The sequence below is a fragment of the Rarobacter faecitabidus genome (assembly GCF_006716265.1).
Taxonomy (GTDB): Bacteria; Actinomycetota; Actinomycetes; order Actinomycetales; family Cellulomonadaceae; genus Rarobacter; species Rarobacter faecitabidus.
Genome location: NZ_VFOS01000004.1, coordinates 1 through 11953, shown reverse-complemented (window position 1 = coordinate 11953; position 11953 = coordinate 1). Strand labels below are relative to the sequence as shown.

The following is an 11953-nucleotide window of genomic DNA, read 5'->3' as shown; positions in this document are numbered from 1 at the left end:
CTAGCGTGCGTCGAGCACGAGCACCCGAGCGTGCAACAGTTGCCGCTGCTGAAGCGCAGCGCGCAACGCTCGGTGTAGCCCATCCTCGAGGTACATGACTCCCTTGTACTCCACCACGTGGGCGAACAGGTCGCCATAGAAGGTGGAATCCTCGGACAGAAGCGTATCAAGATCGAGGGTTCGCTTGGTCGTCACCAACTGGTCGAGTCGCACCTGTCGCGGGGCGACGTCGGACCACTGCCGCGGCGTCGACAGACCGTGGTCGGGGTAAGGACGGTCCTCGCCGATCGCACGGAAGATCATACGGCGATTGTACTCAGCCCGGTTCTTCCATTCGGGGGTGAGGGCGCGGATCGTGCCCGAAGTGTGATGCGATCAACGCCGCAGCGTAACGTGCAAGAAATACGTCAGTAGTAACCTAGGGAAGGAAATAATACGGTAAACCTCGATCAAGGGGGAATGAATGTTGCAAAAGGCTCCGAAGCGTGCCCGTCTTTCCGCCGCGGCATCTGCTTCACCCCGATCCGGCATCCGCGACGTCTTCGACCGCCTGGAGCGCTACGAGGACGTCATCTCCTTCGCGGTGGGCGAGCCGAGCTTCACCGCGCCACACCACGTGGCGCAGGCGGGCCAGGTCGCCATCAGCCAGGGACGCACCCACTACACCAACGTCCTCGGCATTCCCGAACTGCGCCGCGCCATCGCCGGCTACTCCCAGCGAGTCAAAGGGCTCACGTACGATCCGGCGAGCGAGATCCAGGCCGTACCTGGGGCTACCCTCGGCCTCTACCTGGCCTTGCGTGCCATCGCCGATCCCGGTGACGAGATCCTTCTCTGCACACCACACTTCGCCTCGTATGACGCGCAGATCGTCCTTGCTTCGGCCACGCCCGTGCACGTCGCCTTGCGCGCCGAGAACGCTATGCGGATGGACGCCGACGACATCGCCGCGGCCATCACCGATCGCACCCGCGCCATCATCATCAACTCGCCCTCCAACCCCACCGGCGCCGTCACTCCCGCCAGCGAACTGGCCCGCATCGGCGACGTGTGCCGTGACCATGGCCTCTGGGTGATATCGGACGAGGTCTACCACCCGTTCGTCTACGGTGAAGCGACGGAGAACTCGTCCTCGAAAGCCCTCGGGAAAACCCCCAGCGCGGCCAGCATCGCCGCCATCCCAGGGATGAAGGAACGCACCGTCGTCGTTGACTCGCTCTCCAAGACTTACGCGATGACGGGGTGGCGCATCGGCTACATGCTCGGCCCGGCGGACCTGATCGCCGAGACGTCGAAGATCGCGGAGACGATCAACTCGTCCAACAACGCACCCGCCCAGTATGCGGCCGTCGCTGCACTGACAGGCCTGCAGACCGAGGTGGACGAGATGCGCGCCCAGTATGCGCGGCGCCGCCAGATCGTGATCGACGCGCTACGCGACTGCCCCGAACTGCGCCTGGTCGCCCCCGAGGGCGCCTTCTACGCGTTCGTCGACGTGCGCGGGACCGGCCTTGGATCGCGCGAATTCAGCGAACGCCTCCTGGACGAGTTCCACGTCGCGGTCATCCCCGGCGAGGCATTCGGCAGCGCCGGAGACGGGTTCGTCCGGATCTCCTACGCCGGCAACGAGGATGACATCGCGAGCGGGATGGCCCGCATCGTGGAATTCGCCCGATCGCTCGGCGACCCCAGCCGGTAGGCTTCCGGCATGGCCTCCCGCACTTCCGAGCCCGCCCGTCCGCAGCGTAGCGCGGCCGAGGGTTCCGTGGACGAGATCGACAGCGCAATCCTTTCGGCACTGGTCGCCGATGGCAGGGCGACGCTATCGAAACTGTCGCAGGAAACAGGGCTGTCGGTGTCCGCCGTGCAATCGCGCGTGCAGAAACTTGAACGCCGCGGGGTGATCGAGCGCTACCGGGCGGTCGTCAACCACGAGGCTCTGGGGCGGCCTATCTCGGCGTTCGTCTCCATCACGCCGCTCGACTACTCACGGCAGTCGGAGATACCGGACAAGCTGGCCGAGATCGCCGGCGTCGAATCGTGTTACTCGATCGCAGGCGCGCCCAGTTACATGCTGCTGGTGCGCACCGGCTCTCCGACCGAGCTCGAAGAACTGCTCAACGAGATTCACTCGACCGTTCCCGTCTCGACGCAGACCACGCTGATCCTGCAGACCTACTTCGAGGAGTAGCGTCCATTCCCGAGGGTCAGCCGACCTCTGAGGGGCGTCCTGATGCGGCCATGTCCTGCTGGCCTGCCACGGAGTGGCGGCGCCCATAGCAGAACCAGATGGTGAAGCCCACGAGGAGCCAGACGAGGAAGCGAGCCCACGTGACGACCGTCAGGTTCGTCATGAGCCACAGGCAGGCCACGCCCGCGGCGATCGGTAGCCACGGCGAGAATGGGACTCGGAATCCGCGCTTGAGGTCGGGACGCGTACGCCGCAGGATCGGGATGCCGAAACTGACCAGCACGAACGCCGACAGGGTGCCGATGTTGATCATCTCCTCGAGCAACTCGACCTTGGCGACCCCGGCGATCAGCGCCACGATGATGCCCACGCCGATCTGCAGACGAGCGGGCGTCCGATAGCGCTCCGAGGTCTTGGACATGCCACGAGGAAGCAGGCCGTCGCGGCTCATCGAGAAGACGATGCGCGTCAGGCCGAGCAGGAGCACCATCACGACCGTGGTCAGTCCGAACAGGATGCCGATCGAGATAACTTTGCCCGCCCACGTCGCGCCGACCAGTTCGAAGGCCGTCGTCAGTGAGGGGGTGCCGCTCGCGGCGAGATCCTTGTACGAGACCATGCCCGTCACCACGAGCGTGACGAGGATGTAGAGCACTGAGACGATCGCGAGCCCGCCCAGGATTCCCCGGGGCAGGGTGCGCTGCGGATCCTTCGCCTCCTCGGCGGTGGTGGCCACGACATCGAAGCCGATGAACGCGAAGAACACGAGCGCCGCTGCCGACAGCACGCCCACGAACCCGAACGTGGATGGGTTCAGGCCGGACAGGAAGGCGAAGAGGGGCTGTTCGAGCGTCGACTTGTGCTCGGCAGGCTGTGACGCAGGGATGAACGGCGTGTAGTTCGCCACCTTGATGTATCCGATGCCCGCGACGATCACGAACAGCGTGATGCCGACCTTGATGATCGTGAAGATGTTCGTCACGCGCGTGCTGAGCTTGGTGCCCAGAACCAGCAGAGTCGTGAAGATGCCCACGATCAGGATCGGCCCCCACGTCGCCTCGATCCCGAAGACTGTGAAGGTCAGCGGAATCTCCACGTGGAAGAGGCGGAATGCGTCCGCCAGGTACACGCCCCAGAACTTGGCGATCACCGAGCCCGCGAGCAGCATCTCCAGGATCAGGTCCCATCCGATGATCCACGCGATGAGTTCGCCCATCGTCGTGTACGAGTACGTGTAGGCGGAGCCCGACACCGGCAGCGTGGACGCGAACTCGGCGTAGCACATTACCGCCAGGCCGCACACGACCGCTGCGATCACGAACGACAGGATGACGCCGGGGCCCGCGTAGTTGGCCGCTGCGGTCGCCCCGACCGAGAAGATGCCCGCGCCGACCGCGACCGCGACACCGAGGATCGCGAGGTCCATCGCGGTGAGTTCCCGCTTGAGGGATCGGGTCGGATCCTGCATGGCTAGGAGCGACTGCTCCACCGGCTTGCGCCTCACGACGGCGTTGCCGAAAGAGGAGAGCCAATGGCCCATCCGGTTTGTCAGCACGCGAGAATTCGAACTCGCCATGGTCGCCTCACTTCATCGGGAGCGTTTGGTGTGAAATGTACTCCCACATTGTGGTGTCCCGCATGGGCAGCCCAATACGCCGTAGGTCCCTTACCCCTCGTGTATCCGGCTGCGTGTCTCTCGTGGATCTGGATACGCGTGCAGCCGCGTGTTGGACGATGGGAGCGCCGGTTGTGGTTGTTGAGCACACGATGTATCGGGTGTCGGGCAGCCCTAACGGGTGCTCTGCGGGATCCGCTCGCTCCTCCCGAATCCCGCAGCACCCAAAAATGGTCATGACCCTGGGCGAAAAGCATGCCCAGGGTCATGACCATCTGCGGAGGATGGGGGACTCCGTCGGGCCTGACGGCCCTCCTCCCGAATCCCGCTCAACCCAATATGTGACGAAACCCCGCACAAGGCGGGGTTTCATCACATTGCGGAGGATGGGGGAGCCGTCGCTCGCTGACGCTCGCTCCTCCCGAATCCCGCAGCACCCAAAAATGGTCATGACCCTGGGCGAAAAGCATGCCCAGGGTCATGACCATCTGCGGAGGATGGGGGATTCGAACCCCTATCCACTTGAGTCTGTCAACGCGCCGGATTACGCTAGATATCAAGCCAAACCCGCCAACCCTCTGCGGTTGTTTCAGACGGTATTTGGCCGTCTTTCGCGGCGAAAGTGTTGACGCCGTCAACATAGGTAAGGGGATTGGGATGGCATCACCAAGACAGCGGATGCGGGCCGATGGGACTGTCGCCTGGCAGGCTCTTTTCCGGGTTGGCAAGAAACAGCGGTCAGCGACGTTTCCCGACGCCGCGGCGCGCGATCGATGGATCAAGCTCGTAGACAACATCGGCATCGAGGCCGCCGTGGAGGTGTTGGAGGCTACAGAAGATGGCGGGACGAATACCGTCACCCTGAGCGAGTATGCGCTCGCGAACATCGAGGAGCGCAGTGGCATTGGCGAGGGCACTCGGCACCGCTACAAGCGCGAGATTCGACGGGACTGGCGAAAGATCGGCGCACTCCCGATCGACATGGTGACCGAGCGCTCCGTGCGCCAATGGCTGCGCGACCTCGAGCGAGCTGGTGCATCTGCTAAGACAATCCGCAACAAACACGGCCTGCTGTCATCCGTGCTTGAGCACGCAGTCCGCGACTCGAGTGTTGACCTATCGTCCAACCCCTGCGCGCACTCTCAACTGCGCAAGGACGACGTTCAGGAGGAGATGTCATTCCTCACGCCCGACGAGTTCGCCGTCCTCCTGGGATGCATGCCGGTGCAGTATCACGCATTCACGGCGGCGCTCTTCGGCACGGGGATGCGATTCTCTGAGGCGACGGCGATTCAGGTGGGCGACTACGACTCGCAGTCCGAGTCGCTGCGTATATCGAGGGCGTGGAAGAAGGTGCCGGGAGGATGGATTGTCGGCCCGCCTAAGACAAAGCGCGGGCGCCGAACGGTCGAAATGCCCGATGCATTAGTTGCCTACTGTGAGGAGGCTCGGCAGTCGAAAGCGCCGTCTGATTTGCTTTTCACGACGGCGCGCGGCGGGAGGATTAAACACTCGACGTTCTACCCAGACGTGTGGGTGCCGGCGGTGAGGTTGGCAAACGGACTCCGCGGATGGCCTGATCGCCCAGCGGAATGGGAGCCCGCTCGCGGGACGATGTGGCACGGACTGCAGCCCGCAGAAAAGTCGATGAAGATTGGCAAGCCACTGCGCATCCACGACGCTCGCCACACCGCCGCGTCGTGGATGATCGCCAGCGGGGCGACGCCTCAAGAGGTGCAGTACGCGCTCGGCCATGAGTCGATTCAGACGACATATGACCGCTATGGGCACCTCATGCCGGGTCGAGGCATCAAGATCAAGCGAGCGATGTCCGCAGCCTTGTCGGCGGCGCTACCCGAGATCGAGGCCTAACCCACCTCCCACTCCCACAACGCAAAGTCGACCTCCTCGACGCATCCATCGCAGTCGGCGGCGATGCGGTCACTGAGCAGCAGCAGGTAGTCCATGGGTCGATCGTGCGTGCGGGCGAGTGGGTGCGCGCGGTGGGAGCGGGGTTGTGGAGAAGTTTCGGGGATAACGAAACCGCCCCCACCCAGCCGAAGCCAGGTGGGGGCGGTTGTGTGCGAAGTCCGCGATCAGTGATGATCTCGGCGCACAATGTCACTCATCGCGCGGAAGGCAGTCAATCCCGGCAGCAAGCATCAGCGGCGGAGTAGGAACTGTACGGCTCGCCGCACTCGGGGCACTCGTAGGGCTCAGGGTCGTTAGGCGTCGGCATCGCTGGGCGCCTTCCTTGACCATGAGAACCAGTTGCGTGCGTAGATCGCGGCGTAGGCCAGTGCGGACAGGATGAATCCGTACTGTCCAGTGACTACGGCGTAGATGATCCAGAGCGCTTGTGCTGCCACTCCAAGTGCCCAACCCCAGAAACTGCGGCGGCCAGCGAGCCAGATGCCGGTGATGCCCACTGCGGCCAGGGCGTAGGACCAGAGCATCAGACGCTATCCCCGTCCGGCGCCTCGGGGAGCCCGGCCAGCGACGTCAGCAGGGAGACGATGCCGGCGAGGACCGACGCGGAAACGACAGCGGTCCAGTTCACGTCCAGCACGCCGATCGCGCCGGTGCCGATGAGGGCGACGGCGGTTTGCGCGATGGTCTTGGTGGCGCGGATTGCTGCGGCACGGAGCCAGATGGGGGTCATTTCTTGCCTTTCGTGAGTTTTGAGGTCTTGATCCAGTCGCCCTTTTTCGTCATGGCCCAGACGCGATCCGGGGTGACGTAGACGATGTAGAGGTTGCGGCCGATTCCTCGGCGCCGGGTGATGTTGGCCTTGCCGGTCTCGCGGGTCTTGTAGAGGCAGGCTTTCGCGTTGCCGGTGGTCGCCTGATGCACGTGCCACCAGCCGACTCCGAGCACATCGAGCCGGGCCTTGATCTTCGCGGCCGAGACGCCATTGCGGATCTCGTAGTGCATGGGGTCGCGGTACGGGCTGGCGAAGTCGGCACCCCAACCGATCTCAGGGACGCGCACGAGCACCTTGCGGATCTTGGCCTTAATCGCGGCTGGAACGGGATCTTTCCACGACGGGCGGTGCGTGTACTCGTACGGGTACTTGCCGCCGTTGATGTCGATGGCCGTGGCGCTGCGGTGATTGCTGTTCTGCACCGGGGTGCCGGTGCTCGCATTCAGGGCCGCTGACCGCCACCCGTTGAAGCTCAGGAGCGGTTCGACCTCGAGCGCGTAGGCGATGCCGAGCCAGCGGATCAGGCGAGCGACGTCGCCACGTCGGACCCATGCCGCTTTGCCTGCTGCGGTGATGCGGGTGATGAGGGGGTCGACTTTCCAGCCGTTCATGGACACTGCCACGCTTGCCTCCTTGGGCATAAAAAAACCCGCTCGGTGGCGGATTGGGTTAGGCGGTGGGGATGTCGTCTCCGGGATGCCTCAGTGGACACGCGCCGACGTGGGCGCCGATGGCCTCGCGGACGATGATCGGGATGGTGCGCGTGAGTTCGGCGATCTGAGCATTGCGTTCCTCGACGGCGGCTTTGAGGTCGCGCGACGCGGCGGCTTCCTTGCGACGAATGGTGTCCTCGATTGAGTCGTCGTGCCGTCCGAGGTCTTGCAAGTGGGCCTCGACCCCTCCGACTCTGCGTTCGAGGCCATGCACGATGCCGCGTGTCGCCCTAGTGTCCTCGCGGATCGCAGTCACTTCGTCGCGCAGGTTCGGGAACTCGGTCTCCGAGTGCGAGTTCGAGGTCTGATCGTCGATGCGACTAATCCGCTTGCCCTGACGGCGCTGCTGAATGAGCAGCATCACGATGCCGCCTACGGTGACTATGGTCTGGACTGCCACAGCGTCGGTCACGAAATCCTCCGAGCGTAGGCGGCGACGGCCACATTTCCCGACGCGGATGTGCCGTCGCCGGAGTAGAGACCGATCTGGAATGTCGTTGAGGAAACCCAGTTGACGTACGGGATGTACTTCGCCAGGCCGCCGCCCTGCTTGCTGACATGAATCAAGGTGTTGCTCTGCGTCATGCCCGAGGGGAGCGTGAAAACCCCGCTCAGTCCACCGGCCGCTGATGTGAGCGTGATGGTGCCGGAGAAGTCAGCCTCCTGCACGGCGGCCCCAATCGCCGCCCGAATCCCCGCCGCCGTCGTCGCCCCGGTGCCGCCATTCGCGATCGGGAGGGTGCCAGTCACGCCCGGAGTGGCATTCGCAGACCCGTTAAAACTCGCGGCGGACGTGGACGCGAGGTTGGTCTGAATCGTGCGCGAGGTGGCGAGGACGGTGGCTGAAGGTGCCTGGCCGGTCGCGTTGCCGGTGCCGCCGTTTGCTACCGGGACAGGGCCGGTGGTGTTGCCGAGGCCGAGTGAGTTTCGGATGGCGTCCTTGTTTGTGATGGCGGAAATGTCAAGCGTGCCGCCGAGGATCGGGTGGTTGATATTCACGCCCGAGCTCTCGCCATCGATCTCAACGCCGGCTGGTCCGCCGATGTTAACCCGGCCCTCCGCTCTAAGACCGAGATCGCCCGCGAGTGAGTGGATTAGCAATGACGCTGAATCCGCGAGGATCCTCGCATATAGAGCGCCGACAATGGGCGCGCTTCGGAACTCGACTAGACCCATGCTCGTGCCCGGGATACCAACGCCTCCACCAGACCATATATCCCCGACAACCGATGCGTTTCCCAGACTTGCACGTCCGTCGTTCCCGCCGATCTCTGCGGTCAGCGTGCCAGTCGAATCGAAAAACCGCAGCAGGTTCCCGAGCATCTGCATGCGGGCACCGGAGTCGCCAGACTTGACTGTCACCTCGGTGGTGTCGATGACCCCGGCTGCAAGATGCCCGATGATGGCCGAGGCGAGCATGACCGGATCGGCGCTCGGAATCTCCCACGATTCCGAGTCCGCGTCCCACTGATGCGTGATGACACCCTCGGCGCCGTATTCGAGCCAGAGCGCGCCATCTGCCACGCCGTCGCCCGATGGGGGCAGGGGCGAGCGCGTGATGAGACCCTCGGCGAGGGTTGTCACAGCGCTGGCTGCGGACTGGGCAGCGTCGGCTGTTGCCTGCGCGTCGGCTGCGGCTGATTTGGCGTTGCGAGTCATCTCCCGCTCGTCCATGCGGCCTGGATTAGATGTGCCCACCAGGGCCTCCTAGATGGTCTGCGTCGCGAGGACGGCTAGATCGAGATATTGCTGCCACACGCCGGCAGATCCTGAGTTCCGGATGCCGATGATGAGGCAGATGTATGCGGTGTTCGGTGTCGCCTTGTCGGTGATGGTGATGATGCTGAGTAGCGTCCGGCCAGCGTGCGGCCACACTTCGAGACCTTGAAACACCGGGCGGTTAACCCCGGCCTGTAGTGCGGCCCAAATGTCCGCCCCGAACGTTGTCGCAGCACTAGCCGACTGAATGAACAGCCCGCCGTCGATTGATGCCGGCACCTGGGCATCGATTGCCGTAGCGCCGAGTGAGTAGGTGGCGCTATCGCCCGCTGCGATGGTCTGATTCGCCCGCTGAATCAGCACGGGCGAGCCGTTGATGTCGCACATGTACGTCGGGGTGCCGCGAGTCGAGACGATCGTTACGCGCAGTCGCTGTGGGGAGATCAGCGTCGATGTGACGGTGATGCCGCTTGATACTCGCGTGCCACCTTTTGGCGCGTCCGATGCGCCCCAAACCGAGCCGGTTGAGGGGATTGTGGAGCCAGGCGTGATGGGTGCCATGGCCCAGGCAGCGAGGCTCTTCGCCGCGACCTCCAGCGCCTCCTCGATGACCACTGTGCCGCCAGCGGGGACGACGATAACCTCGGTTGCCTCCCAGACGGGTAGCGAGCCATTGGCGACCGTAGCGGTGACCGGCGGGGTGTAGGTGACTTCGAGCCGGTCGGCGTGATCCTCGACGGACGCGCTCCACGACAATTCGCCGAGGTCTGTCATGGCATTGACGGTCTCGCTCGATGCCTGCGAGGTGATCGACGAGCGGGGCCGGAACCGCACCCTCCCGCGTTCGTCCCGCCACAGCGCCGCCGCCGACGCCTTGGTGACCTGCTGTGCGAGATCCCAGGCTTTGATGTCCTTGGGTATCAGTGCCGCGCTCAACCCAACGCCGGACGCTTCAATGATCGCGGTCGGCGGCGTCCAGGTGTTGATGTTGTCCCCGGTGAAGATCTGCAGGCCGGAGAATGTGCCGGATGCAGTGGCTTTGCGCCAGGCATTGCCCGTGACTGCGGCGCCGGTAAGCGTCCATGTCGTTCCCCACTCGGGCGCCGACTGAACCTCGCTGTAGTTTCCATAACTGCGCGATTTGACCTGGATCTGCGTGGATGAGACCCAGGTAATCAGAATCTCAGTGAGCCCGCCATCAGCAACGCCATCGATGATCTGCCACGTTGATCCGCCGTCGCGCGAGGCTTGCCAGGTGTCGCCGGCATATCCGCGCCGGAGAATGACGGTCGGCGTGGTCGGCACTGTGGAGGTGTAGGCGTACAGCCCGAACTGGCACTGTCCGGCCGCGATGACCGACAGCCGCAGGGGGACACTTGTCGGATTCGGTCCGGCGAAGGTGTAGGCATTCTCCGGGAAACCAGAGACCGCGATACGCCCTGCGACTGTGGTCCATGTCGCCGCCGTGGTGCCAGCGTCCGATGTGCCGACTTCAGGGGCAGCACATCCGGCCATTGGCAGTGATAGCAACGTGGACCCGAGTGTCGGAGGTGCCTGCCGATACCCGGCGCTGCGGACCGCTTGATCCACCAGGTACGCAGCATCGATCACAGAGCCGGCGGGACCAGCCACGAAAGCCTCGCGCACCAACGCCGGTCGATTCAGCGCCGTAGTCTCGTCCTCGATTGCCAGCGTGCGAACCCGTGAGTCAATCCCATCGGCAGACAGGGATCGCACGACGCCGCTGAGTAGTGGCCATCGAGCGTCTGACACGAGCCCAAAGGTGTCGTGCGAGCCCTGCACCTTGACCGCGACGCCAGGGCGCACGAGCCATGACATGCCCCACAGACCGGGCGCCGCCAGATCCTCTATCGTGCACGAGCCACTGCCGGTCCCAACCCCAGTCGGCACGAGCGCCTGACCGGGCAGCCCCCACGCCGCGACTGAGCGCGAGACGTCCCAGGCGCTCGGCTCGAAAGCGTCGACCGTGGCACCGTTGTCGAGCGTGACCTCTGCTATTGGCTGGGCTGTCACGCCTGCACCTCCCGCAGATTAACAGTGAAATCGACCTTGACGCGGCCGCCAGCGGTGGACTGGATGACGTACTGCGGATCTTCTACCTGCACCATCGGCACGCCCATGCCAGGCTCGTACCAGTCGTCCCCAGCCTCGATGCGCCCAACCTCGACCAGACGCGGGCCACTCACCATCGCCGAGGAACCGGCCGCCCGACGAAGGCGCATGTACGCCACGCCCGCAGGGGAGGTGAACTGCACGCTCGATCGGTGGAACGACCCGGCCGATGCCGACGAAAGCGATCCAGATCCAAGGCCGCTTGTGCTGCCGTAAAACGCATAGTCAAACAGCGCGCCCGACCCGTCCGTCGTGGCGGAGAGTTGATACTGCACGCCCGGCAGGATCGGAACCTCGGTCCACGGCGACGCTGCCCCGCGCGTCCACACCGCAACCCGCTGGTCGCCCTCACGCAGAGGGATCGATGTGCCCCCGAGTGAGGCCCCCAGAGGGTTATCGAGCGCATAGGGATTGGCGACCGAATCTGACAGTAGGTTCACAGCAGCCGAGTCGGCCGTGTAGAGGTAGCACGGATCGAGCAACGTCCCCATCGCCGCGTGACGCAGCAGCGACACAAGCGACGGATCCGACCAGCGCGACAGAGTGATGCCCCACGAGCGCGCAGCGTGCGGGGCGACCTGATACCTCGGCAGCCCTCGCGGAGGAACGAATGCTCGCCCCTCCCGTGAGGGCGTCACGGGAAGCCCTGCCTGCGCGCCCTTGATCGGCACCATGCGCCCACGCACGCCGAACCAGCCCCAGTAATCACTCATCGCGCCTGTCCTGTCGATATTTTCCAGTCCTGATTTCCAGACCGGGCGTTTTCATGAGCGCCTATGCGCGTGAGTTCACTGGCGAACTTCGTGCCCGCCTCCATGCGCAACTCGACCGGCAACGTGGACACCGCGGCCGCAACAGCCGATCCGATCTCCGCGGCG

12 protein-coding genes are annotated in these 11953 nt (G+C 64.4%); 3 read left to right on the top strand and 9 right to left on the bottom strand.

Going from position 1 to position 11953, the window contains the following annotated elements; translation table 11 throughout:
* The gene (locus FB461_RS10315; protein ID WP_142121816.1) at positions 1-303 is read right to left on the bottom strand and encodes a type II toxin-antitoxin system VapB family antitoxin; all 303 of its coding nucleotides are present in this window, start codon (positions 301-303) and stop codon (positions 1-3) included.
* Positions 304-463: 160 nt separating this feature from the next.
* Here FB461_RS10315 and FB461_RS10310 point away from each other — a divergent pair, with 160 nt between their 5' ends.
* Both FB461_RS10310 and FB461_RS10305 read left to right on the top strand, forming a co-directional pair.
* Complete coding sequence (locus FB461_RS10310) at positions 464-1699, top strand: pyridoxal phosphate-dependent aminotransferase (RefSeq protein WP_142121814.1); 1236 nt, start codon at positions 464-466, stop codon at positions 1697-1699.
* Between the two features lie 9 nt (positions 1700-1708).
* Positions 1709-2191 carry an Lrp/AsnC family transcriptional regulator gene (locus FB461_RS10305; protein ID WP_142121811.1) on the top strand — a complete coding sequence of 161 codons (483 nt, stop codon included), beginning with the start codon at positions 1709-1711 and terminating at the stop codon, positions 2189-2191.
* A 16-nt stretch (positions 2192-2207) separates the two neighbouring features.
* On the opposite strand, the gene FB461_RS10300 is transcribed toward FB461_RS10305, so the two are convergent.
* On the bottom strand, positions 2208-3731 hold the full coding sequence (locus FB461_RS10300) for an amino acid permease (RefSeq protein ID WP_142122077.1): 1524 nt from the start codon (positions 3729-3731) through the stop codon (positions 2208-2210).
* 732 nt (positions 3732-4463) lie between these two features.
* Here FB461_RS10300 and FB461_RS10295 point away from each other — a divergent pair.
* Positions 4464-5678: a tyrosine-type recombinase/integrase gene (locus FB461_RS10295; RefSeq protein ID WP_170222716.1), complete on the top strand. Its 1215-nt coding sequence runs from the start codon at positions 4464-4466 to the stop codon at positions 5676-5678.
* A gap of 353 nt (positions 5679-6031) precedes the next feature.
* Here FB461_RS10295 and FB461_RS10290 read toward each other — a convergent pair whose 3' ends face one another.
* Genes FB461_RS10290 through FB461_RS10260 form a run of 7 tightly spaced genes read right to left on the bottom strand, consistent with a single transcriptional unit; the run spans position 6032 to position 11788 of the window.
* Positions 6032-6262: a nicotinamide mononucleotide transporter gene (locus FB461_RS10290; RefSeq protein ID WP_142121807.1), complete on the bottom strand. Its 231-nt coding sequence runs from the start codon at positions 6260-6262 to the stop codon at positions 6032-6034.
* Complete coding sequence (locus FB461_RS10285) at positions 6262-6468, bottom strand: holin (protein ID WP_142121805.1); 207 nt, start codon at positions 6466-6468, stop codon at positions 6262-6264. The genes FB461_RS10290 and FB461_RS10285 overlap by 1 nt, the downstream gene beginning before the upstream one ends.
* The gene (locus tag FB461_RS10280) at positions 6465-7133 is read right to left on the bottom strand and encodes a M15 family metallopeptidase (RefSeq protein ID WP_170222715.1); all 669 of its coding nucleotides are present in this window, start codon (positions 7131-7133) and stop codon (positions 6465-6467) included. Before FB461_RS10280 ends, FB461_RS10285 begins: the two co-directional genes overlap by 4 nt.
* A gap of 46 nt (positions 7134-7179) precedes the next feature.
* Complete coding sequence (locus FB461_RS10275; protein WP_142121800.1) at positions 7180-7635, bottom strand: hypothetical protein; 456 nt, start codon at positions 7633-7635, stop codon at positions 7180-7182.
* Positions 7632-8921, bottom strand: coding sequence for a hypothetical protein (locus FB461_RS12170; protein WP_211349904.1), 1290 nt, complete (start codon positions 8919-8921; stop codon positions 7632-7634). The genes FB461_RS10275 and FB461_RS12170 overlap by 4 nt, the downstream gene beginning before the upstream one ends.
* 9 nt (positions 8922-8930) lie before the next feature.
* Entirely contained in the window at positions 8931-10976 is a 2046-nt protein-coding gene (locus FB461_RS10265; RefSeq protein WP_142121798.1) for a hypothetical protein, read from the bottom strand.
* Positions 10973-11788, bottom strand: a complete 816-nt coding sequence (locus tag FB461_RS10260; RefSeq protein WP_142121796.1) for a hypothetical protein — start codon at positions 11786-11788, stop codon at positions 10973-10975. Before FB461_RS10260 ends, FB461_RS10265 begins: the two co-directional genes overlap by 4 nt.
* Positions 11789-11953 lie beyond the last annotated feature (165 nt).

Bases quoted from the DNA above. Each gene is read 5' to 3' on its own strand.
- FB461_RS10315 (WP_142121816.1), bottom strand. From the start codon at position 303: ATGATCTTCCGTGCGATCGGCGAGGACCGTCCTTACCCCGACCACGGT.
- FB461_RS10310 (WP_142121814.1), top strand. From the start codon at position 464: ATGTTGCAAAAGGCTCCGAAGCGTGCCCGTCTTTCCGCCGCGGCATCT.
- FB461_RS10305 (WP_142121811.1), top strand. From the start codon at position 1,709: ATGGCCTCCCGCACTTCCGAGCCCGCCCGTCCGCAGCGTAGCGCGGCC.
- FB461_RS10300 (WP_142122077.1), bottom strand. From the start codon at position 3,731: ATGGGCCATTGGCTCTCCTCTTTCGGCAACGCCGTCGTGAGGCGCAAG.
- FB461_RS10295 (WP_170222716.1), top strand. From the start codon at position 4,464: ATGGCATCACCAAGACAGCGGATGCGGGCCGATGGGACTGTCGCCTGG.
- FB461_RS10290 (WP_142121807.1), bottom strand. From the start codon at position 6,262: ATGCTCTGGTCCTACGCCCTGGCCGCAGTGGGCATCACCGGCATCTGG.
- FB461_RS10285 (WP_142121805.1), bottom strand. From the start codon at position 6,468: ATGACCCCCATCTGGCTCCGTGCCGCAGCAATCCGCGCCACCAAGACC.
- FB461_RS10260 (WP_142121796.1), bottom strand. From the start codon at position 11,788: ATGAGTGATTACTGGGGCTGGTTCGGCGTGCGTGGGCGCATGGTGCCG.